This window comes from Streptomyces sp. NPDC051207, assembly GCF_040682395.1.
Lineage (GTDB): Bacteria > Actinomycetota > Actinomycetes > Streptomycetales > Streptomycetaceae > Streptomyces.
Map to the genome: position 1 here is coordinate 58,233 of NZ_JBFBAX010000011.1, position 21,592 is coordinate 79,824.

General features: G+C 71.0%; 17 protein-coding genes and 3 pseudogenes. 13 read left to right on the forward strand and 7 right to left on the reverse strand.

Annotation, left to right across the window (positions count from 1 at the left end; all coding sequences use genetic code 11):
• The first annotated feature begins 14 nt into the window (after positions 1–14).
• The 9 genes and pseudogenes from pabB to AB0M97_RS13825 all read left to right on the forward strand — a co-directional run bounded on the left by pabB (position 15) and on the right by AB0M97_RS13825 (position 11,508).
• Positions 15–2,150 (forward strand): aminodeoxychorismate synthase component I, encoded by a 2,136-nt coding sequence (gene pabB / locus AB0M97_RS13785; RefSeq protein WP_365961031.1) that lies wholly within the window; start codon positions 15–17, stop codon positions 2,148–2,150.
• Positions 2,151–2,223: 73 nt separating this feature from the next.
• Positions 2,224–3,696 carry an AMP-binding protein gene (locus AB0M97_RS13790; protein ID WP_365961032.1) on the forward strand — a complete coding sequence of 491 codons (1,473 nt, stop codon included), beginning with the start codon at positions 2,224–2,226 and terminating at the stop codon, positions 3,694–3,696.
• Between the two features lie 40 nt (positions 3,697–3,736).
• Positions 3,737–5,338 (forward strand): AMP-binding protein, encoded by a 1,602-nt coding sequence (locus AB0M97_RS13795; RefSeq protein WP_365961033.1) that lies wholly within the window; start codon positions 3,737–3,739, stop codon positions 5,336–5,338.
• Positions 5,339–5,384: 46 nt separating this feature from the next.
• Positions 5,385–6,620 (forward strand): FAD-dependent monooxygenase, encoded by a 1,236-nt coding sequence (locus AB0M97_RS13800; RefSeq protein ID WP_365961034.1) that lies wholly within the window; start codon positions 5,385–5,387, stop codon positions 6,618–6,620.
• 1 nt (position 6,621) lies between these two features.
• The gene (locus AB0M97_RS13805) at positions 6,622–7,437 is read left to right on the forward strand and encodes an aminotransferase class IV (RefSeq protein WP_365961035.1); all 816 of its coding nucleotides are present in this window, start codon (positions 6,622–6,624) and stop codon (positions 7,435–7,437) included.
• Positions 7,438–7,522: 85 nt separating this feature from the next.
• Positions 7,523–9,040, forward strand: a complete 1,518-nt coding sequence (locus tag AB0M97_RS13810; RefSeq protein ID WP_365961036.1) for an FAD-binding oxidoreductase — start codon at positions 7,523–7,525, stop codon at positions 9,038–9,040.
• A gap of 387 nt (positions 9,041–9,427) precedes the next feature.
• Positions 9,428–10,035: pseudogene (locus AB0M97_RS13815) on the forward strand (PP2C family protein-serine/threonine phosphatase); the annotation flags it as partial.
• Entirely contained in the window at positions 9,980–11,092 is a 1,113-nt protein-coding gene (locus AB0M97_RS13820; protein WP_365961037.1) for a cobalamin-dependent protein, read from the forward strand. The pseudogene AB0M97_RS13815 and the gene AB0M97_RS13820, both read left to right, overlap by 56 nt.
• Positions 11,089–11,508 carry an STAS domain-containing protein gene (locus AB0M97_RS13825; protein WP_365961038.1) on the forward strand — a complete coding sequence of 140 codons (420 nt, stop codon included), beginning with the start codon at positions 11,089–11,091 and terminating at the stop codon, positions 11,506–11,508. Before AB0M97_RS13820 ends, AB0M97_RS13825 begins: the two co-directional genes overlap by 4 nt.
• A 126-nt stretch (positions 11,509–11,634) precedes the next feature.
• Here the strand turns inward: AB0M97_RS13825 and AB0M97_RS13830 are convergent, their stop codons facing one another.
• The 5 genes and pseudogenes from AB0M97_RS13830 to AB0M97_RS13850 all read right to left on the reverse strand — a co-directional run bounded on the left by AB0M97_RS13830 (position 11,635) and on the right by AB0M97_RS13850 (position 16,094).
• On the reverse strand, positions 11,635–11,922 hold the full coding sequence (locus AB0M97_RS13830) for a hypothetical protein (protein ID WP_365961039.1): 288 nt from the start codon (positions 11,920–11,922) through the stop codon (positions 11,635–11,637).
• A gap of 355 nt (positions 11,923–12,277) precedes the next feature.
• Positions 12,278–12,727, reverse strand: a pseudogene (locus tag AB0M97_RS13835) (ATP-binding protein); the annotation flags it as partial.
• Between the two features lie 452 nt (positions 12,728–13,179).
• A complete protein-coding gene (locus AB0M97_RS13840) occupies positions 13,180–13,677 on the reverse strand; it encodes an ATP-binding protein (RefSeq protein WP_365961040.1) in 498 nt (165 codons plus the stop codon).
• A gap of 176 nt (positions 13,678–13,853) precedes the next feature.
• Positions 13,854–14,270: a CBS domain-containing protein gene (locus AB0M97_RS13845; protein WP_365961041.1), complete on the reverse strand. Its 417-nt coding sequence runs from the start codon at positions 14,268–14,270 to the stop codon at positions 13,854–13,856.
• A gap of 489 nt (positions 14,271–14,759) precedes the next feature.
• A complete protein-coding gene (locus tag AB0M97_RS13850; protein WP_365961043.1) occupies positions 14,760–16,094 on the reverse strand; it encodes a PLP-dependent aminotransferase family protein in 1,335 nt (444 codons plus the stop codon).
• 132 nt (positions 16,095–16,226) lie between these two features.
• Between AB0M97_RS13850 and AB0M97_RS13855 the strand changes: the two genes are divergently transcribed.
• A complete protein-coding gene (locus tag AB0M97_RS13855; protein ID WP_365961044.1) occupies positions 16,227–17,003 on the forward strand; it encodes a crotonase/enoyl-CoA hydratase family protein in 777 nt (258 codons plus the stop codon).
• 927 nt (positions 17,004–17,930) lie between these two features.
• Here the strand turns inward: AB0M97_RS13855 and AB0M97_RS13860 are convergent.
• Positions 17,931–18,611, reverse strand: a complete 681-nt coding sequence (locus AB0M97_RS13860) for an NAD(P)H oxidoreductase (RefSeq protein WP_365961045.1) — start codon at positions 18,609–18,611, stop codon at positions 17,931–17,933.
• A 104-nt stretch (positions 18,612–18,715) separates the two neighbouring features.
• On the opposite strand from AB0M97_RS13860, the gene AB0M97_RS13865 reads away from it, so the two are divergent.
• Positions 18,716–19,654 (forward strand): AraC family transcriptional regulator, encoded by a 939-nt coding sequence (locus AB0M97_RS13865; RefSeq protein ID WP_365961046.1) that lies wholly within the window; start codon positions 18,716–18,718, stop codon positions 19,652–19,654.
• Positions 19,655–19,681: 27 nt separating this feature from the next.
• On the opposite strand, the pseudogene AB0M97_RS13870 reads toward AB0M97_RS13865, so the two are convergent.
• Positions 19,682–19,834: pseudogene (locus AB0M97_RS13870) on the reverse strand (type I glyceraldehyde-3-phosphate dehydrogenase); the annotation flags it as partial.
• A 52-nt stretch (positions 19,835–19,886) separates the two neighbouring features.
• Between AB0M97_RS13870 and AB0M97_RS13875 the strand changes: the two are divergent.
• Positions 19,887–20,099, forward strand: a complete 213-nt coding sequence (locus tag AB0M97_RS13875; RefSeq protein ID WP_365961047.1) for a hypothetical protein — start codon at positions 19,887–19,889, stop codon at positions 20,097–20,099.
• Positions 20,100–20,252: 153 nt separating this feature from the next.
• Positions 20,253–21,455: an MFS transporter gene (locus AB0M97_RS13880; RefSeq protein ID WP_365961048.1), complete on the forward strand. Its 1,203-nt coding sequence runs from the start codon at positions 20,253–20,255 to the stop codon at positions 21,453–21,455.
• Positions 21,456–21,592: the final 137 nt, after the last annotated feature.

Consider the following 21,592-nt stretch of genomic DNA (forward strand, 5'->3'; position numbering starts at 1 on the left):
CAGAAAGCCGTGTAGTGAGAACTCTGCTGATCGACAACTACGACTCGTACACCTACAACATCTACCAGCTCATCGCGGAGGTGAACGGCGTCGAACCGACCGTCGTCACCAACGACTCCCCCGAGGCAGCCGACATCGACCTGTCCGCCTTCGACTGCGTCACGATATCGCCCGGCCCCGGCCATCCCGGCCGCTCCAAGGACTTCGGGGTCTCCGCCCGCATCCTGGAGACCGCCGACATCCCCGTCCTCGGGGTCTGCCTGGGCCACCAGGGCATCGGCCACGCCGAGGGCGCCCGGATCGTGCCCGCCCCCGAGCCCCGGCACGGCTTCCTCACCCGTGTCAAGCACGACGGCCAGGGCATCTTCGAAGGGCTTCCGCAGGACTTCACGGCCGTGCGCTATCACTCCCTCCACGTGGCCGAGCCACTGCCCGACACCCTTGTCGCCACGGCATGGGCGGAGGACGGCGTCGTCATGGGGCTGCGCCACCGCGACCGGCCCATTTGGGGAGTGCAGTTCCACCCCGAGTCCATCTGCACCGAGCACGGCCGCCTGATGATGGCCAATCTGCGGGACTTCGCCCTCACCCACCGCAAGAACCGGCGGAGGCCGGCGGTCACCGTCTCCGCCGGCCCGGCAACCAGGCCCGAGCCCGTCGCCGAGGAACCCGTCATACCCCCCGTCGCAGAGGAACCCGTCATGTCCGGCGGGCCCGCCGCCGGCTTCCGCGCCCATTTACGCACCCTGGAGACGGCCGTCGACACCGAGGCGGTCTTCACCCACCTGTACGCCCCGTCGGCCCACTCCTTCTGGCTGGACAGCGCGCACGTCGAGCCGGGCCGGTCCCGTTTCTCCTTCCTCGGTGACGCCACGGGACCCCTGGCCGAGTTCGTCCGCTACCGCGTCGGGGACGGCCAGGTGGAGGTCACGCGCACCGGGGAGGCCCCGGTGCGGGTCCCGGGCACGATCTTCGACTACCTCCAAAAGCAGCTGCACCGCCGCCGCACCGACGTCCCCGACGTGCCGTTCGACTTCACCGGCGGCTACGTCGGCTACTTCGGATACGAGCTCAAGGGCGACCTCGGCTCGTCGAACAAGCACACCTCGCCCACCGCCGACGCCGCCTGGATCTTCGCCGACCGGGTCATCGTCGTGGACCATCTCGAGGACATCACCTACCTGCTGGCCCTCAGTGACGGCAGTCCCGCCGTCGAGGCGGAGGTCCGCAGCTGGATGGACGCCACCGCCGCCCGGGTCCTGTCGCTGCCGCCGTCCGAACCGCCCGCCGAGGCAGGCGGCACCCCCGCCGAGCCCTGGCTGACCCACGGCCGCGAGGAGTACCGGGCGCGCATCGCGGAGATCGACCGGAAGCTGCGGTCCGGCGAGAGTTACGAGGTGTGCCTGACCACCTCGGCCTGGCTGCCCGCCGACGGCGACGGCTACGACTACTACCGGGCCCTGCGGCACGCCAACCCCGCGCCGTACGCCGCCTACCTCCGGCTGGGCGACGACGTGGAGGTCGCCAGTTCCTCACCCGAGCGGTTCCTCACCATCGATCGCTCCGGCATGGTGGAGACCAAGCCCATCAAGGGCACGGTTCCCCGCAGCGCGGACCCCGCCGAGGACGACAGGCTGCGCGCCTCGCTGGCCTCCAGCCCCAAGACCCGCGCCGAGAACCTGATGATCGTCGACCTGCTCCGCAACGACCTGGGGCGGGTGTGCGAGGTCGGCAGTGTCCACGTACCGCGGCTCATGGCCACCGAGACCTACGCCACGGTTCACCAACTGGTGTCCACCATCCGCGGCCGACTGCGTCCGGGGACCGATGCCGTCGACGCCGTCCGGGCCTGCTTCCCCGGCGGTTCGATGACCGGCGCTCCGAAGCTGCGCACGATGGAGATCATCGACGAGCTGGAGACCGAGGCCCGCGGTGTGTACTCCGGGTCGATCGGCCTGCTCTCCACCAACGGCACGGCGGACCTCAACATCGTCATCCGCACTGCCGTCAGGGTCGGCGACCGGTGGCGGATCGGTGCCGGCGGTGCGATCGTCCTCGACTCCGACGCGGACGACGAGTTCGACGAGATGGTCCTCAAGGCGTCCGCTCCGCTGCGGGCCTACCGCCGCCAGAAAGTCACCGCCGTATGACCGGCCGGGTCCGGCCGCCCAGACGCCCCCGGGGCGGGACTCCGGCCTGTGAACCGACAGGAGCACAGCCCACATGAACATGGCCGAAGCCCTCGCGGCCACCGCCGCCGAGAGAGGATGGGCGGACCGTCCCGCCTACCACGAGCAGGACCGGACCGTCACCCACGGGCAGATCCACGATCTCGCCGCCCGCGCCGCGGGCGTCCTCGCCGAGCACGGCGTCACCACCGGCCGCCGGGTCGTGATCGCCATGCCCGACTCCATCGCCTGGGTGGTCTCCTTCCTCGCAGCCGCCCGGCTAGGCGCCACGGCCGTGCTGCTCAACCCGAACCTGACCGAGGAGAACCACCGCTACCTCGCCGAGGACAGCCGGGCCGTCCTGGCCCTGAGCGACGAGGCGATCGCCGGCCACTTCCCCGACACCGCCCACCTCACGGGCGGGCGGCTGCTGGAACTGGCCGAGCGCCGGGCGCCCGCTGCCGCGGCGCAGGTGGACGCCGGCCATCCGCTCTACATCCAGTACACCTCCGGCACCACCGGACGCCCCAAAGGCGTGCTCCACCGCCAGCGGGACCTGGAGACCTACTACACCGGGGCCGGCGCCCAAGTGCTCGGCGTCGGCGCCGACGACGTCTGCTTCTCGGTGTCCAAACTGTTCTTCGCCTACGGTCTGGGCAACTCGCTGGCGTTCCCGCTGTACTCGGGGTGCTCCGCGGTCCTGTGGCCCGGCCCACCGCGGCCCGCACGGATCGCCGAACTCGTCGCCCGCCACCGCGTCACGTATCTGTACGCGGTGCCGTCCGCCTACGCGAACCTGCTGGCCGAGACCGCCCCGGAGGACTTCCGCAGCGTCCGCGCGGCCGTCACCGCCGGCGAACGGCTGGGAGCCGACCTCGCCGAACGGGCCACCGACTTCCTCGGAGCCCCGCTGTACGACCAGCTCGGCTCCACCGAGGCGGGGCACGCCATCGCCACCAACGGCCCCCTGTTCCACGTCCCCGGGACCGTAGGGCGCCCGGCGCCGGGCTTCGCCGCGGAGGTCCGCTCCCCCTCCGGCCGGCCGCAGCCCGACGGCGAGCCCGGTGAGCTGTGGGTGCGCGGTCCCACGGTCACGTCCGGGTACCTCGGGCTGCCCGAGGAAACCGCGAAGATCCTCGTCGACGGCTGGCTGAACACGCGCGACCGTGCCCTGCGCAATCCCGACGGCACTCTGGTGCACCTCGGCCGCACCGACGACCTGGAGATGGTCGGCGGCATCACCTTCTCGCCCGTCGAGGTCGAGCGGGTCATCGCCCGCCACCCTGCGGTCCGCGACATCGTGGTGGCCGCGGTCGGCGACGAGCGCGGCGCCACCAAACTGCGCGCCTTCGTCGTCCCCGGGCAGACCGTCACGGATCCGGACCTCCTGGAGAAGGAGATCCTCACCCTGGCCCGCGCCCATCTGGCCCCCTACAAGGTGCCGCGCAGCGTGAAGTTCGTCCCGGCCCTGCCGCGCACCGACACCGGCAAGCTCCGGCGCTTCCTCGTACGCCGGGGCTCCTGGTGACAACCGACCTCTGATCCACCGTGCAGAAAGCAGCCGACACATGATCCTGCCCGCCCGCCTTCCGGACCTGGCTTTCTACCTCGGCCAGATGTGGCAGAAGGCGGCCGAGAAGCACCCGGCCGTCCCTGTCACCCTCGATGTCCCGCTCGCCACCCTCCCGCATCTTGGCACCTCCTTCACCTACGCCGCCCTGGCCGACGTGGTGGACGACCTCGCGGCCCGGCTGTGGGAGCTGGGGGTCCGGCCCGCCGAACGCGTGGCCGTGCACAAGAGCGACAACTTCGACATCACCCTGCTGGCCTGCGCGGTGGCCAGGGCCGGCGCGGTCCCGGTCATGGTCTCGGCCGCGCTCCCCGGGGACATCGTGGAGCAGTTGCTGCGCCGCCTGGACCAGCCCTGGCTGATCACCGACGCCGAGAAGCTCACCGGCCCAATGGACGGCGTCCCGGTGAAGAGCCTGACCCGGCGCACCCTACTGGCCGGAACCAGGTCCTACGAGGATCTGCCCCTTCTCAGCGAACTGGAAGGGGTGGCCCGGCGCCCCTCCGTCCAACTGCACCCCTCACAGCCGGCGCTGATCACCCACACCTCGGGCACCACCGGCGTCTCCAAGCTGATGGTCCACAACGCGCAGGCACTCTTCCACCGTCTGCTGCCGCAGCAGATCATCGCCTGGCCGATCCGGAAGAAGGAGACGGTCGCGCTGTGCATGTCCTTCGTGCACTCGCGCTTCTTCCACTCCCTGGGCGTCTTCCTCAACTACGGCAATCCGCTGGTCATCCTCGCCGACCCGGCTCCGGAGAAGATCGCGCCGATCTTCCGGCGGCACCGCCCCGGCCTGGTCGAGACCCACCCGAACAACTTCATCCAGTGGGAGGATCTCGTCGACGCCCCCGGTGCGCCGCTGTCCAGCGTCCGGTACTACAGCAGCACCTTCGATGCCATCCACCCGCGCACCATCCAGCGGCTGCTGGCCGCCTCCCGGCGCCCCCGGCCGCTCCTGGTCCAGCTCTACGGCCAGAGCGAGACCGGCCCGATCTCGGGTGCCTGGTACACCAGGAAGACCGCCGCGCGGAACGACGGCCGCGACGTCGGGTACGTCCTGCCGGGCTTCATCAAGCTGCGCGTCGTCGACGAGAGCGGCAGGCCCGTCCCCAAGGGCAGGTCCGGCCATCTCGAACTGCGCGGCCGTGGCCGCATCATGACCTATCTCGGCGAGCACGAACGCTTCCTGAACAACTTCAACGACGGCTGGTGGCGGCTGGGGGACATGGGTCGCCTCGGCAGGTTCCGCAAGCTGCACCTGATCGACCGGGAGATCGACCAGATCGGTGACATCGACAGCAACCTGGAGCTGGAGGACATCCTGATGTCCCGCCTGGAGGAGCTGCTGGAAGTGATCATCGTGGCGGGGCCCGACAACGAGCCGGTTCCGGTCGTGTGCACCCGGGGCGACGCGCCACTCGATTCCGAGCGCTGGGCCAAGGCCACCGCCGACCTCCCGGCCCTGGCCGAGCCGGTGCAGTGGCCCTTTGACGAGGTGCCGCGCACCTCCACCTGGAAGGTCCGCCGGGTCGAGATCACTCGCATGTTCCACGAGAAGCGGGCGAAGAACACCTCCGACGCCGGACCCGCCGACTGAGCGACTCGCCCGGACCAGACCCAGGACAGAACCGAGGAAGGGAACCATGCCTCACACTCCCTCCGGCCGAGGGCCTCATCCGGTGCTGGTCATCGGCGCGGGACCGGTCGGGCTCACCGCAGCGCTGGCCCTGCGCAGCCACGACCTGCCCGTGACCGTCCTGGAGGCGGAACCCGAGGATCGGGTCCGACCCGGCAGCCGCGCGCTGTTCGTGCACCGCGAGTCGCTCGAACTGCTCGGCCGCATCCGCCCCGGCCTGGACCGCACGCTGATCCGCAACGGCGTGACCTGGCCCACCCGGCGCACCGTCTACCGCACCAGAGAGGTCTTCGCCCGCACCTACCAGCAAGGGCCCGCGGACGAGGCGAGGATTCCGCCGTTCACCAGCCTCCGGCAGGTCGAGACCGAGAGGCATCTGATGGCCGCCTGCCGCGAGGCCGGTGTCGTCTTCCAGTGGGAGGCTCGGGTCACCGCGGTGGAGACCGACCCGAACGAGGCCCGGGTGATCACCGCGGACGGCGCCGTGCGGCACGCCCAGTACGTCATCGGCGCCGACGGGGCACGCTCCGCGGTGCGCCGGTCCCAGGGCATCACGATGTCGGGCGACCGCTCCGAGGCCTTTCACGTCGTTGTCGACGTCGAGGAAGACCCGGACGACCCGCTGCCGCTGGAGCGGGTGTTCACCTACGAGCACCCCGCCCTGGGCGGGCGCAGCGTCATGCGGGTCCCCTTCGCCGGCGGTTTCCAGCTGGACCTGCAGTGCAAGGACGGCGACCGCCCGGAGGACTGGGCCGACGATGCCGCGGCCCGCGGCTGGGTGGCCAAGGTGGTCGGCGACCGGTACGCCGACCGGCTGCTGTGGGTGTCCCGTTACCACTTCCTGCACGTCGTCGCCGACACCTTCACCGACCCCGATCACCGCGTGCTGCTGGTGGGGGAGGCTTCCCACCTCTTCCCGCCCTTCGGCGCACGGGGCATGAACAGCGGGATCGCCGATTCGGTCGCCGCTGCCGAGGCCGTCGCTCATGCCCTCGCCGAGCCCGCCGAGCGGGTCCGCTTCATCGAGGGGTTCGCTCACACGCGCAGGGAGGCCGCCCGGTTCAACAGCGAGGCAGCCCGTACCGCTCTGGCCCATCTGCGCCCCCGACGGCGCGTCACCCGGCTGCGGCAGGCCACCGGGGCGGCGCTCTCCGCGGTCGTGCCGTCGTGCGGGGAGTGGCTGGAGCGGGCCCCCTACGGCCCGCGCACCGGGGCCCCGACCAACAGGCAGGGGCGGTACTGACGTGCACGCTGCCGACAGTGAACGTCTTCTCGCCTGGGACGACAGGACCGGCCTTGTGCCCGGGCCCGCGACGGCTGCCGCTGACGGCCTGCTCGCGGCCGACTCCTGGCTGGTCGAGGACGGGCGTGTGCGCGGCCTGGAGCGGCATGCCGCGAGGTTTTCCCGGGCGTGCGGACAGGCGGCGCCGCACCTCGGCGGTGTGGAGCGCTTCTGGCGGCACGCCGTCGCCGAACTGCCCCGCTCCGGCGCATGGTTCCCCCGGGTGGAGCTGCGCACCGGAAACACCCTCGGGCTGCGGCTGCGCCCCGCTCCGACACGGCAGCAGACCATCCGCGCCATGATCTGGGACCGTCCGGACCCGCGGGTCGTGCCCGGCCGCAAGGGTCCGGATCTGCACCGGCTGGCCCAGCTGAAGGCGCGGGCCGTGGCGGCCGGCGCCGACGACGCCCTCATGACCGCCCCGGACGGCCGGCTCACCGAGTCGACCACCGCGAGCCTCCTGTGGTGGGAGGAGGACGTCCTGTGCACGCCCGACGCGCCGGGGGACCTCCTCCCCGGCGTCACGACGGCACTGATCACCGAGGAGGCCCGCAAGCGCGGCATCACGGTCCGGGTCCGCCGGGTGACCCCGGCGGACCTGGACGGGCGCGAGGCCTGGCTCGTCAACGCCCTGCACGGGATCAGACCGGTGGCGGAGTGGGTCGGGACGGACCTGCGGCCCGGCCCGGCCGTACGTGCCCCGCACTGGCGGCGCGTACTGGACTCACTCGCGTTGCCGCTGCCGAGCCCGGAACGACGTTCCCTGCCCGCCGTCTGACCGTGCCCGCACGTCCGCCCTCCGGCCCTCCGCCCTTCCCGTCCGCATCCGTTGACCGTTTCCAACCCCATAGGGAGATGCACATATGTTGAAGCGCCGTACGTTACTCAGCGCCGCCGGTCTCGCCGCCGCGGCAGGTGTCCTCGCCCCCGCGGGCCGGGCCGGCGCCCGCCCCGGCCACACCCGGTGGGACCGGCTGGAAGCCAGCCTGACCGGTGACCTGGTCCTCCCGGGGGACACCGAATACGACAGGGCCCGGCAACTGGCCAGTTCGCGTTTCGACAACATCCACCCCCAGGCGGTCGTCTACGCCGAAACCTCCCGAGACGTCGCCGTCACGCTGCAGTTCGCCCAGGACCACGGCATACACACCGCCGTGCGCAGCGGCGGCCACAGCTACGGCGGCTGGTCCACCACAGAGGGCCTGGTCGTCAACCTCACACGCATGCACCACGTCGAACCCGCTTCCGGCTGTGTCCGCCTCGGCCCCGGTGCGCAGTCGGTGGACATCGTGAAGGCACTGAACCCGTACGGAATGTCGGTGCCCGGGGGGTTCTGCCCCACCGTCTCTCCGGGTGGCTTCATCACCGGTGGCGGTACCGGCTGGCACTACCGCAAGTACGGCCCGGCTTCCGACCGGCTGCTCTCCGCCCGGGTCGTCCTCGCCGACGGGCGCGTGATCGAGGCGTCCGAGCGTGAGCACCCCGACATGCTGTGGGCGCTCAAGGGAGGCGGCGGCGGCAACTTCGGGGTGGTCACCGAATTCCGGATGCGGCCCACCCCCGTCACCAGGGTCGTCCACTACACGCTGACGTGGACCTGGGACGACGCCCAAAAGGCCGTGCCGGGCTATCTCGCCTGGGTCGAGTCCGCCTCCGCGGACCTGGCCTGCGGAGCGCTGGTGCGGCTGCCCGACGCGAGCCCCGGCACTGTGCCGGTGATCGTCGTCAGCGGCGTGCACTTCGGCACCGCGGAGCAGCTGGACGCCGAACTCGGGGAGCTGATCTCCCTGGTGGGGAAGGCGCCGGCCACACGGGTGGCGCAGGAAATGTCGTACGAGCGGGCGATGATGAGGGTGTTCGGGTGCGAGGACAAGACCGCTGACGCCTGTCACCTGACCGGCAGCAACCCCGAGGCCACGCTGCCGCGGCAGGCCTACGTCCTCAACCGGGGCCGCATGTTCGACCGTGCCCTGACCCAGACCGGTGTCGACCGGATGCTCGCCGCCTTCGACGCCGATCGCCGGGCCGGGCAGAACCGCGTCATCAGCCTGCTGGGACTGGGGAAGAACGCCAATCTGCCGTCCGTCGGCAGTACGGCCTGGCCGCACCGCGACGCGCTCTACAGCGCGACCCTGACGGTCAGCCTTGCCTCGCCGACTCCGGCTCCCGAGGACAGCCATGCGGCGCAGAGCTGGCTCGACGGCCTGTTCGACGCCGTCGACCCGTACTCCAACGGCCGCTCCTACGTCAACTTCCCCGACACCCGGCTGGAGGACTACGCCAGTGCCTACTACGGCCCCAACCTCGACCGTCTGAGCCGGATCAAGCGCGCGTACGACCCGAACGGCTTCTTCACCTTCCCTCAGGCCATCCCCGCCTGAGAACACCCCCTGTTCCGGACGGCGGTGGGGCGGTCCCTTCCACGTCGTGCCATGTGATCGGCTGAAGGGCCGCCCCCGTGGCCGGTCGACGTGGACGCCCCGCCCGTCGGCAGGCGGCATGCTCTGTCCGCCCCGCCGCCGTCCGGTTCACACACTCCTGCCCAGCCCGCGCTGACGGCCGACGGCGCGCAACGGCGACGGGCGTGCGCTCCGGCGGTCGCTGCGTGGAGCGTACAGGCGTCGCGTGTGACCGGGTTGTGAGGTTTTGTGGAGGGCGGTTGAAACGTCTGGCGCATGTGCGAGATGGCGAGTGGGCCATGTCTTCCAGTGGAAGGTGACCGGTCCGCGGAAGGCGGGCCCGAATACATGACGAATGTGGAAGGCCCCTCACGATCAGCGCAGGGCCTCGGTGGCGACTTCTACGATGTTCATCCCGGGGCCGGGCCCGATGTGGAGACGCTGGCGGTGCTGGGCGATGTGTGCGGCAAAGGGCTGGAGGCCGCGGTCCTCACCGGAAAGATCCGTCGCACCTGCGGTTGACAAGCGCCGGCCACCCGGCCCCGCTGATCGTACGCAGCGACGGCACAGTGCAGGAGGCGGCGACCTCCGGCACGTTGATCGGTGCTCTGGCCGACATCAAATCGACAACTGCCGAGGTGGATCTCACACCGGGAGAAACGTGTTTGCTGTTCACCGACGGCGTCACCGAGGCCTGGGGTGGACCGCTGGGAGACGTGATGTTCGGCGAGGCACGACTCAAGACCGCGCTGGCCGAATGCGCCGGCATGCCCGCCGAGGCCATCGTGGAGCGGGTGCAGATGCTCGTCGCCGAATGGATCGGCGGCAATCGGCACGACGACATCGCGGTCATGGCGATCACCGCCCCTCGCACCACGCACCTGACAGCCGTCGACGGACACACCGCGGGCAGGTACCCGCATGACCGGTACCACCGCCGTCAGGGACGACGGCGCGTTGCCGGCACGCGCCCGTGAAGAGCTGTGGCAGGCAGTGTGCGACCGTGACGAGTACGCCGCCGACCGGAGCGTCTTCACCGCCTTGGACGACGGCGCAAGCGCGGAGGACGTCCTGCTGGACGTCATCGCAGCCGTGCAGCACCAGGTGGGCCTGGAGTGGGCAGCGAATCGGTTCACCGTCGCCCAGGAACACGCCGCCACCGCGATTCACGACCGGATCATCGCCGCCGTGGCCCACCGCGCACCCGCCACCAGCCCCCCCCCCGGCACGGCGGCCACGGTGGTCGTGGCATGCGTGGACGGTGAGTGGCACGCCCTGCCGGCCCGGCTGCTGGCCGAAGTCCTGCGCCACCGCGGCTACCGGGTGGACTTCCTCGGCGCCCAGGTCCCCACCCCGCACCTGATCGCGCACCTGCACCAGACCGCCCCCACCGCCGTGGCCCTGTCCTCCTCCATCCCCGCGCGTCTTCCGGTCGCGCACACAGCGATCACCGCCGCGCAGGCCATCGGCGTCCCCGTCCTCGCTGGAGGCGCCGCCTTCGGCACCGACGGCCAGTGTGCCCGCCTGCTGCGCGCCGACGCCTGGGCACCTGACGCCCGCGCCGCCGCCGACCTGCTTGCCCACGGACTGCCCCGCCCCTCCCCCGGCATGATCCGGCAGACCGTCGAGGACCTGCAGCACCTGACCGACCAGGAATACACCCTGGTGACGCGCGGTAAACGGCAACTGGTGAAGAACACCCTGGCCGGGCTGGACGAGCGCCTGCCCGCGATGCTCACCTACACCGACGCCCAGCGCGAACACACCGCCGAGGACGTCGCGCACATCGTCGACTTCCTCACCTGCGCCCTCTGCACCGACGACAGCCGGCTGCTCACGGGATTTCTGAACTGGACCGGCGACGTCCTCGAAGCCCGCCGCGTCCCCGCCCGCGTCCTGGACCCCGCTCTCGCTCTCCTGCAGGAGCAGCTCAAAGATTTCCCCCGTGCCCTGGACATCCTCGCCCAGGGCCGCGCCGCCCTCGAACGGCGCGACGCCCGCCCCTCTGCTCCCGGACTCGGCCACGACGCATGACCACGTACCCAGACGGCACCTTCGACCTGACCATGTCCCTGGACGACGCCGGGGATGCTCACATCCGCATCACTGGCGACCTCGACTGGGGCACCGCCGGCGACCTCACCGAGGCGGCCCGTACCTGCATGAAGGCCGATCCGCCTCCCCGCCATCTTCACCTGGACTGCGCCAGGATGAGGCTGTGCGACTCCAGCGGGCTGTCCGCGCTGCTCATGATCCACCGCACCACGACCGAAGCCGCCACGCGACTGCACCTGGACAACCGGCCCCCGGCCCTCGACCGTCTGCTGGAGATGACGGGCACGACCCATCTCTTCGCCGATCCCGCGAGCCACAGCGCTGAAGCCGTCGCGCCGTGCGAGCCGGAACGCACCGATACCGCACGCCAGTCCCTGCCGCCGCAGCGGCCGTGACGAGTCGGCCTGTTCCAGCAGAGCAGACCGAGAGCGGCCAACAGCCGACAGGCGGCCGCCCTACGGCGCGCCGGCCCGAGGGCGGAGTCCGGAACTGCCACCGTCCGCCTTCGGATCGAACTGAACTCAGCCGAGACCACGATGGGCGGCCCACAACGCCCCCGCGCGGCTGGCAGCGTCAGCGACCAGGGCCGCCAGTTCCGGTTTGTCGGGCACAGGGAACGAGACGTATGCGCCCCGGCCACCACCGACTGGTCGGCCATAGGCCTTCACTGCGAGGTGGCCATCCGGGAGAAGCCGGACGTTGAGTGTGGTCAGTGTGAAAGCTTCACCGCGTCGAGTGTCCGTCCAGCGGAGTGCCTGCGGAATCATGACGTTGATCGCCAGAGCACTCACTTCCAGGTCGCTGCTCATTGACGGATGATCTCACGCGAGTCGCCGCAGGCGGCCGCCACCGCGAGAGCGCTCATGCAGAACGGCTGCAGCCGTCCCATGAGTCCGTCGTACGTATCGCTACTGGCTCAAGGGCGGAAACCCGCAGTGTGATCACGACTGGATACGCGCCCTGGTCGCCCGGAGTCTGCTGACTCTGCACGTTGGTGACGGGAGCGCTGAGATGGTTGCCCCTGCCGTGACCGGTTCCGGTGATGACGCGGCCGTGATGCACGGGCTCCCAACGACCAGATGCGCTCGCGGACACGCCACTGACGGGGAAATGCCCTGGATCTTGCCGTCTGATCACATCACCTGACGGCCGGCCGCAGCGCCCGCCGCCCGGATCGTCCGCCAGGACGACGGCCGTCCTGATGCGCTTGCCCACCGGCTCACGATGCACCTCGAAGCTGCGGCAGACCGCCATGACGATCTCCAGCCCGTGCTGGCCGACCCGGGCCGGGTCAGGCGCCAGGATCAGCGGCAGCGTCGTGCTGCTGTCCCACACGCTCACCTCCACGGCCCCCTCGCCGGCTTCGAGCGTCAGCAGGCACGGTCCCGGAGCGTATTTGCGGGCGTTGGTCACCAGCTCGCTCACCACCAGCTGGACCATGCCCATGGCCCGATCCGACACCGGCAGCCCGTGCACAGCCTGCAGATCCACCAGGAAGTCACGGGCCATGGCACGAGCAGCAGCGATGTCCTCGCTGCCCTCGAAGGCAGAGGACACCCATATCGGACGCTCCACCAACGGCTGCTGACCCTCCTCTTGCCCGGCCAGGTACATACAGTCCGCCTCACGTTCCGAAGCGCCGATAGTTACCCACCTCGGCTACCCCCGAAAACCCCCGCCACTCCGGACACAACAAGGCACTCACCAGTCACCCATCGTCACCGGTGCGCCTCTCCGGGAAGGACAGGCGGGTGGTGAGTCCTCGGTACCCGTGCGCGAACGGCCGGTCAGCCGCCGGCGCGCAGGAGCCGCGAAGCCTACCCGCACACGTGGCTCCCCCGGCCGGCCACGGGGGCACTCCCTTGTGGCAGCCCGAAGTGGGCCACCCGGCCCCGCAGTGCCCCGGGGAACGTTCCGGGCTGTCGGCGGCTTCCGCGCAGCACCGGCATCAGCCGGGCAGCCCTCGCCCGGCGCAGAGCGCGCCGCCCTACCGGGAGCAGCGGTGGGTCGACCTGTGCCGATGCCCGGCGCGGCTGACGTTCTCGCCGACGATCGCCGTGCACGTGCTACCCGCCGCGCCGGGCGGTCTCTGCGTGAACCCCGCCCCGTCGAGCAGCTTCGTCCACGTCGGCCAGCCCTACGGCTGCCTTGATCCGTTTCCCAACCGGCTCGCGGTGAAGCTCGAAGCCACCGCAGACGGCCATGACGATCTCGAGCCCGTGCTGGCCGACCCGGCCGGGGTCGGCCGCCCGGGCGGTCGGCAGCACCGGCTCGCTGTCCCACACGGTCACCTCGATGGCGCCGTCGTTGACCTCGAGTGTCAGGAGGCACGGGCCCGGAGCGTACTTGCGGGCATTGGTGACCAGCTCGCTGACCACCAGCTGGACCATGCCCATCACCCGGTCCGACACCGGAAGCCCGTGTACCGCCTGCACATCCGCCAGGAACGCCCGGGCCACGGCGCGGGCATCGGCGATCTCCTCACTGCCCTCGAACGCGGCCGTCACCGCAATGGGCCCGCCGGCTAGGGGAGTTCGCCCCGCGCCCTCTTCCGCTTGGTCCATGCTGCCCCCGCCTTGCTGCCCCGAGCGTTTTCACCTGATGGACACCGATTGCCCCCACAACCCGCCTACAGCCGCGACAAACGGGTGAGCTGAGAAGCTACTCCGATTCGCTGCGTCGTGAGGCGCGTTCGACGCCACCGCGCTGGTTGGACCGGCCCGATCAGGTGACGTCGACATCAGTCCGTGGAAAGGGCCTGGAGCAGGTCACCCACCTTCGGGTCGGGGAGGGCGCGGGCGACGTCGGCCTGAGCGACGATGCCGACCAGGCGGTGCCCGTCGATCACGGGCAGGCGACGCACCTTGTGCGAGGTCATGGTGCGCAGGATCTCCTCGGCGTCGTCATCCGCGCCGATGGTCACCGCCTCGCCCTGCGCGAGGTCACCGGCCTTCACCTGCCCAGGGTCCTTGCCGACGCCCAGCACCTTCACGACGATGTCGCGGTCGGTGAGCATGCCCTTGAGCTTGTCGTCGGTCCCGCAAATCGGCAGCGCGCCGACGCCCAGCTCGGTCATCTTCTTCGCGGCGTCCAGCACCGTCTCCTCCGCGCCGATGCACTCGGCGCCTTCGGTCATGATCTCGCGAGCCGTCGTCATCCTGCTTCTCCCTGTCTCCTCGGGTGCGTCCTGTCGTCCGGGCCGGCCAGTTGGCCAGGACCCGGCGCAGGACGTGTGCCCCGGCGGCCTGACCAGTAACGCCGTCAGCCGGCAATCCACTCCACGGCCGAGCGAATACGGTCCGCTCAGCCCACAGCCGCCCCACCGGGCGACGGCGTCTGAGACCGGCCCAGCCAGCTCTGACGGGGCTCGTCGAACAGGAACGCGAGAACCGCCCTGCACCCGGGGACCCCACACCCCTTCCGCGACCTGGCGGAGCCCGCTCCCGTCCTCGTCGGACGGTGGTCGCGCCTTCTGCGTCCACGCCGCGTACGGCTCACGTCCCTTCTCCGGGTGCAGGCTCCGGGCGACGGCTTCCGAACGTGGCGTCGTACCGGACGGCCTCGGCTGCCGCAGCTCCACGGTGGCCCCGAAGGCTCGGTGTCCGCATGCGCGGGGTTCTGGCACACCTTCTGTGGTGCGTGCATGTCATGGGGGGATGGCCCCGATCGCGTCCTCCAGGCTGTGCAACGCTGCCCGGAGTTCGTCTCGGGGTGGTGTGGCCAGTGCCAGTCGGAGTGCTGGGGGACGGTGGGGGCCGGTGGCGAAGGCGTCCGCGGTGGACACGAGGATCCCCTTCTCCGCGAGCACGGCCGCAACGTGATCGGGGCGCTGGTGCGGCTCCAGGCCGAGCCACACCGTGTAGGAGACCGGGTGTGCCGTGATGTCCAGGCCCGCGAGCGCGGCGCGGGCGATGTCCTGCCGGGCGGCTGCGTCCTCGCGGCGGTCTTCCTCCAGCCGCGTGACCGTTCCGTCGGCGATCCAGCCCGTCGCGAGGGCAGTGACGACCCCCGGGGCTCCCCAGGCCGCGGTGCGCAGACTCCTCGTGGCCGCCTCCACGTGGCGGTCGGGCAGGACGGCGAAGCCGAAGCGCAGACCGGGTGCCACGTTCTTGGACAGCCCGGCGACATAGCAGGTGCGTTCGGGCGCCAGGGCCTGCAACGGTGGCGGCGGCGAGGACTCCAGGAAGGCGTAGGTGCCGTCCTCGATGATCACGCAGTTGTGTGACCGTGCGAGGGCAGCCAGCCGGTCGCGCTGCCCCCGGTCGAGCACCCAGCCGAGCGGGTTGTGCACGGTCGGGATCGTGTAGATCGCGCGGACGGGCCGCGCGCGGCACATCTCATCGAGTGCGTCGAGGTCCGGTCCCGCGGCCGTGACGGGGACGGGGACCAGGTCGAGGTCGTGTGCCGAGGCCAGGAGCTTGATGCCCGGGTAGCTGAGCGCGTCGACGACGAGGACGTCACCGGGCCGGGTGAGCGTGTGCAGCACGATGTCGAGCGCCTGTTGGGTTCCGCTGGTCAGCAGGACGTTGTGCGGTGCCGTGTCGATCCCCCGCCCCAGCAGGTAGGTGGCCACGACCGCCCGGTCGTGGCGGTGTCCTCCCGGCGGGTGCTGGCGCAGCAGCGCCTCGGCGTCTCCCGAGGCCGCCATCGCGCGCAGGGCCTGCCGCAGCTGGTCGCCCTGTCCGGGGGTCAAGGGCTGGTTGAACGACAGGTCCGCCACCCGGGGCACCGGCAGAGCGCGCGACGGTTCGAGCCCGTCGTAGCCGGACCGTACCCGGACGAACGTGCCCCGGCCCGGCTCTCCCACGACCAGGCCCAGCGCGGCGAGTTCGGCGTAGACGCGGGTGGCCGTGGCCAGCGCGATCCGCCGCTCGCGCGCGAGAGCGCGGTGTGTCGGGAGGCGGGTGCCGACCGGGATCGCGCCGGAGCGGATGGCGGCGGCGAGTTCGTGGACGACGGCCTTGTAGGAGGACGGTCGCATGCGGCACCTGCCGTCCGTCGCGGAGGAGTGTGGGAGAGGAGCTCGATTGTATCCAGGACAATTAATGGATCGCCCTGGGTCGTGGCTCGTAGCCTCGGTGGATCCGAGCCCAGGCGAAACGGAGTACCCGGCATGACCGTACGCATCGAGCGGGACGACCAGGTCGTCGTGATCACCATCGACCGGGAGCGCAAACTCAACGCCCTGAACTACCCGACGATCGACGCGCTGCTCGCACAGCTCGACCACATCGACGCCGACGACAGCATGCGGGCGGTCATCCTGACCGGCGCCGGGAACAGGGCGTTCAGTGCGGGCGCGGACATCCCGTCTCTGGCGGCCGGCATCGCCGACGGGCCCGAACGCGCACTGCGCGAGATCGTGCGCCGCGGCCACGCACTGACCCGGCGGATCGAGGAGTTTCCCAAGCCGGTGATCGTCGCGGTCAACGGCCTCGCTTACGGCGGTGGTTGCGAGATCACCGAGGCCGCCCCGCTCGCTGTCGCCGCCGAGCACGCGACCTTCGCCAAGCCCGAGATCTCCCTCGGCTTCCCGCCCCCCTTCGGCGGCTCCCAGCGCCTGCCGCGGCACGTGGGCCGCAAGCGCGGCCTGGAGATGATCCTGACCGGCGACCCCATCCCGGCCGCCCGAGCCGCCGAGCTGGGCCTCGTCAACACCGTCGTACCGGCCGACGAGCTCATGGACGCCGCACGTGACCTGGCCGCGCGAATCATCCGGCACGCACCGACGGCCGTAGCCGCCTGCCTGCGCGCGGTCACCCGCGGCATCAACCTGCCCATCGACGAGGGCCTGGCCGTCGAGGCGGCGTGCTTCGCCGCCACCGTCCCCACGGACGGCGTTCGGACCGGTCTGCGACGCTTCCTCGACCGGACGGCCGTGTCCGACTGACCTCGAAGGTGACCTCGGGTCACAGCTGCCTGCCCGCGCCGATCCGGGCCGGGTCGGGCGAGGTTGGCGCTGACATTGAGACGACTCAGTCAGCCCTCAGGGAAGGGCTGCTGCCCCGACGGTGTCTCGTCTGCACGGCGGAGAGAAGGCTGGGACCGGGCCCTGTCGTACGAGGTGGACGCAGAGACAGTTCCATCGGCCGCCCGTTCCTGGACGAGTCCGGCGGCGCGCAGTTGCACGGTGGCGGAGACGACCGGGTCGGTCATGAAGTCCCGGACTGGGTGTGACCGCGAGAAAGGGCGAGGAGGCGGTCTTCGGTGCAGCCCCCGAGCACCGGCCCAGGGCGCGGGTCCGGGCCGCGCTCGCGCGGTCCGGACCCTTCAACAGCCTGGCACCGGCTCAGTTCGAGCAGGGCGCAGACGTGTGGGACATGCCGGCGGCTTCGTCACTTACCGAAGGCCGGGAATGAGCGCTCCCCCGAGCAGCCCTCCCTTGGCCTTCTTCGCATTGCTGACCATGCTCTCCGTGACCTGCTGGCCGGGGCTGGCGTCAGCGACCTCGTTCAGCAGGTCCTTGAGGGGCTCAGCGATGTCGTCGGGCAGTTGCTGCGGAGAAGTAGCCGTGTCTGACTCCCGTCGTTCATGCCGCGCCGCTTCTCGGCTCGGCGGACACCAGTCGTCTGTCCGGCTCAGATGCAAACACCCGATCAAGAACCGGTATCCACACAAACCGCTGAATCTCCGAGGGGTTCGCAGGGCCCTTTCACGGCTGCGCCGAGCACACCGTCGCTCTTTACCTGCACGTGCTCGCGGGCGGCAGCTGCCCCTGGACAGCAGCCGCCCACCGAGTGGACCGGCGCCGTCGGGGGCTGGTCTACGGTTTGCCGTTCGGCCGTACGCCCCGAGCTTTCGTATGTCTTCCTGGCGGTCAGGCCGCCACAAGTCCTTCGGCGACGAACCTTTCCACGAACTCCCCTGCACGCCGGTCGAGATCGGCGTACTGCGCCTCTCGTTCAGTGCCTGTGACCGCTTCGCCGACCAGGAGGTTGCCTTCGGCGTCGACGCGCTGCGGGCGCTCCTCCGCGTCGGTGAGCAGGCCGACGGTGGAATGGGAGAAGCCGCAGTAGGAGGCGATGCCTTCGCTCAGGTTGGTCTCGAGGACGGTTTGCATTCCTTCCACGATGGGATCGTCGGACGTGGCGCCGGCGAGGCCCAGCCACAGCATGCGCTTGCCGGCGAGGCGGGGCTTGCTGCGGCCGTAGGCGAACCCGTAGTTCCACACGCGGTCGATCCAGCCCTTGAGGATGGCCGGCACGCTCTGCCAGTACACCGGGAAGACGGCGACGACGACATCGGCGTCGAGGATGCGCTGCATATGGGCGTGCGCTTCGTCCGAATACTTCTTTTCCCTGTTGCCCCAGTCCGGCTGGTCCAACGTGTTCATCCGCGGGTCGAACCCCTCGGCGTGCAGGTCGAGCAGGTCGATGCGGTATCCGGCGGCTTCGAGGCGGGCGGCAGCACGGCGGGCCGTGTGCGCGGTGAGGGAATCGGCGCGGTGGTGTGCGACGACCACGAGGGCTGTCCTGGCGTGGCTGTCATGCTGCGTCACGGTGTCTCCCGGCTGGTCTCGGTCGTTTCGACGCGTTCAGTACAGCCGGGGTGGCGTAGATGATCCATGGGAGAAACGCTCCGGAACATAGGTGATCGTCTACGATGCGTCCTGTGGATCCTTTGAGTTCGCTCCTGAGTGGCATCCGGGCCGAGGGCTCGGTCGTCACTCACGCCGTACTGGCGGCGCCCTGGACCATCCGCTTCGTCGACGACGCACCGCTCATCATGATCAGCGTGCTGCGCGGCGGGGGCACTCTGCTGCTGTCCGACGGCACCGAGCGGGCGGTCGGCGTGGGCGACACAGCCATCGTGCGTGGTCCCGCACCGTTCCATCTCGCGGACCGTCCCGCCTCTGTCCACGGCTCCCACGCCGCCTACGAGATCGCCTGCTTCACCACCGACGCCGAATGCACCGCCCAGGAACTCGGCGGCATCCACTGGGGCACCGACTCGGAAGAGGCGACCGCGCTGATCGTGGGCGCCTACCGCGCCTCGGGTCACCGCCACGAGCGGCTCCTGCGTACCCTGCCGCCCGTCCTGGTGGTCACGGAGGACGTCGAGGTCTGTGCCTGGCTGGAGACGGCCGCCGCCGACGCCGCCCGTCTGTCGGCCGGTTCTCAGGCGCTGATGGACCGGCTCCTCGACTGGGCCCTGGTGTGCACGCTGCGCAGTTGGTTCGAGCAGGCCGGCGCCGACGCGCCGAGCTGGTACCGGGGCCTCGCCGACCCGGTTCTCGCCCCCGCCCTGCAGGCCTTCCACGAGCGGCCGGCCGAGGCCTGGACGGTGGCGTCTCTGGCCGCTCGAGCCGGCGTCTCCCGGGCGCTGTTCGCCAAGCGCTTCACCAAGCTGATGGGCCGCCCGCCCCTCGCCTATCTCACGGAATGCCGCATGGACGAGGCCGAGGCGCTGCTGACCGACACCGACCTCAGCATCGCCCAGATCGCACGGTCCGTCGGCTATGCCGATGCTTTCGGCTTCAGTGCCGCGTTCAAACGGCACAAGGGCCTGAGCCCCAGCACGTTCCGCGTCGCGGCGGCCTGAGGTGCGGTTCGGCGTCCAGCCGAAGGCGACCGCCGCCTTGCGGGCCCGGCGCAGGCCCTTGTGCGGGGCGTCCTGGAGGTTCTGGTCCTGTGTGTAGGCGTGGACCGTGGTCATCATGTCGGCGTCGATACCGACGGCGTCGTGCAGCACCGTGGCCAGTACGGCGAGGCAGTCGGCAGATCAGCCAGCCGGGGCTCACTCAGCTGGTCACCCGGCTGAGCGCGACGGCCGCGTGGAACGCCGCCCCGACCCGGCGGACGGACGCGCCGTCCTCGTCCGCATCACCGGCAGCGGCCGCAAGGTCGGCCAGGCCCGGCACGAGGACCGGGGCCGTCACCCGACCCCGGTGATCGCCCGGCTGACGCCGACGGAACGACAGGCGATCGCCGCGGCCCTGCCCGCCCTGACGCGCCTGGCGGAACTCGGGACCGAAGCCGGACGGTGAGAGGGTGGACGATTCGGCTCCACCGCACCGCAGGGTGGCCGGTGGGCGAGAGGGCGGATCCGGCTCGCGGTCGCGGAGGGGTTAGGGTCGGGAATCGGCCATCACCGCGCGACGCGTGGCCGGGGGGACATGACTTCGGTCCGAGGGGCAGCCGTGAACGTCTGTGTGCAGCGCGGAGCGATCGCCGCCGTGCAGGTTCTCGGCCTCGCCGTGTGGTTCTCCATGTCGGCGGTGGTGCCCGGTCTGCGCGACGACTGGGGCCTCACGGCCGGCGGCGCGGTGTGGCTGACGGCTTCCGTGCAGTTCGGCTTCGTCGCCGGGGCCGTGGCCTCGACCGCCCTGAACCTTGCCGACCGCGTCCCGCCCCAGCGCCTGCTCGCCGCCAGTGCCGCGGCAGCCGCCGCCTGCACGGTGGCGCTGGCCCTGTTCGCCGACGGGCCGGCCGTGGCCGTGCCGCTGCGCTCCATGACCGGGGTGTTCCTGGCCGGTGTCTACCCCACCGGCATGAAGCTCATGGCGTCCTGGGCGGGCAGCGCCGGACGGGGCAGGACCATGGGCGTCCTCATCGGCGCCCTCACGCTCGGTTCCACCCTCCCCCATCTGATCGCCGGCCTGGGATCACTGCCATGGCGCGGTGTCCTGCTCGCCGCGGCGGCGGCCGGATTCGCGGGCTCCGTCATCGCCCTGCTCCTCGTCCGGCTCGGCCCGCACGCGGGGCCGACCGCACCCGCCCGCAACCCCCGGTACGCCCTGGCCATGTTCACCCAGCGCGGGCCGCGGCTGGCCAACCTCGGCTATTTCGGGCACATGTGGGAGCTGTACGCCCTGTGGACCTGGATCCCGTCCTTCCTGCTGGCGGCCTCGGCCGCGCGAGGACTCCCGGGCTCGGTGGGGGTCACGGTGTTCCTCACCATGGGACTCGGCGGGGCGGTCGGCTGTCTGCTCGGCGGCTGGGGCGCGGACCGCTACGGCCGCTCCCCCGCCGCCGTGACGGCCCTGCTCCTCAGCGGCCTGTGCTGCGTACTGTCCCCGTTCCTCTTCCACGCTCCGCCGCCACTTCTGTTCGCGTTCTGCGCACTGTGGGGTGCTGCCGTGATCGCGGACTCCGGGGTGTTCTCGACATCGCTGAGCGAGGTCGCCGACCACCGCTACATCGGGACGGCGCTCACCGGGCAGACCGCGATCGGGTTCGCCCTCACCGTCGTCACCATCCAGCTCACCCCCCTGCTGGCCGAGGCCATCGGCTGGCAGTACGCCTTCCTCCTTCTCGCGCCCGGCCCCTTTGCCGGCGCGCTCGCCATGCGCGCCTACGGCAAGGGCGCCACTCGCGCGCCATCCCCGCAGCACCCCTCCTGACGGTCGTCCGGCAGGCGCGTACCGAGCCCAACTCCTCTTCCGAGGCGGATAGTTCCGCGTGGTACCGAGCTTGCCCGAGTGAGTGCGGCAGCCTTGCCCCCTGGTCTGGACCATGAGACTCTTCGTTGCTGTCCATC

Bases quoted from the DNA above. Each gene is read 5' to 3' on its own strand.
- AB0M97_RS13790 (WP_365961032.1), top strand. From the start codon at position 2,224: ATGAACATGGCCGAAGCCCTCGCGGCCACCGCCGCCGAGAGAGGATGG.
- AB0M97_RS13795 (WP_365961033.1), top strand. From the start codon at position 3,737: ATGATCCTGCCCGCCCGCCTTCCGGACCTGGCTTTCTACCTCGGCCAG.
- AB0M97_RS13800 (WP_365961034.1), top strand. From the start codon at position 5,385: ATGCCTCACACTCCCTCCGGCCGAGGGCCTCATCCGGTGCTGGTCATC.
- AB0M97_RS13810 (WP_365961036.1), top strand. From the start codon at position 7,523: ATGTTGAAGCGCCGTACGTTACTCAGCGCCGCCGGTCTCGCCGCCGCG.
- AB0M97_RS13820 (WP_365961037.1), top strand. From the start codon at position 9,980: ATGACCGGTACCACCGCCGTCAGGGACGACGGCGCGTTGCCGGCACGC.
- AB0M97_RS13825 (WP_365961038.1), top strand. From the start codon at position 11,089: ATGACCACGTACCCAGACGGCACCTTCGACCTGACCATGTCCCTGGAC.
- AB0M97_RS13830 (WP_365961039.1), bottom strand. From the start codon at position 11,922: ATGAGCAGCGACCTGGAAGTGAGTGCTCTGGCGATCAACGTCATGATT.
- AB0M97_RS13840 (WP_365961040.1), bottom strand. From the start codon at position 13,677: ATGGACCAAGCGGAAGAGGGCGCGGGGCGAACTCCCCTAGCCGGCGGG.
- AB0M97_RS13845 (WP_365961041.1), bottom strand. From the start codon at position 14,270: ATGACGACGGCTCGCGAGATCATGACCGAAGGCGCCGAGTGCATCGGC.
- AB0M97_RS13850 (WP_365961043.1), bottom strand. From the start codon at position 16,094: ATGCGACCGTCCTCCTACAAGGCCGTCGTCCACGAACTCGCCGCCGCC.
- AB0M97_RS13855 (WP_365961044.1), top strand. From the start codon at position 16,227: ATGACCGTACGCATCGAGCGGGACGACCAGGTCGTCGTGATCACCATC.
- AB0M97_RS13865 (WP_365961046.1), top strand. From the start codon at position 18,716: ATGCGTCCTGTGGATCCTTTGAGTTCGCTCCTGAGTGGCATCCGGGCC.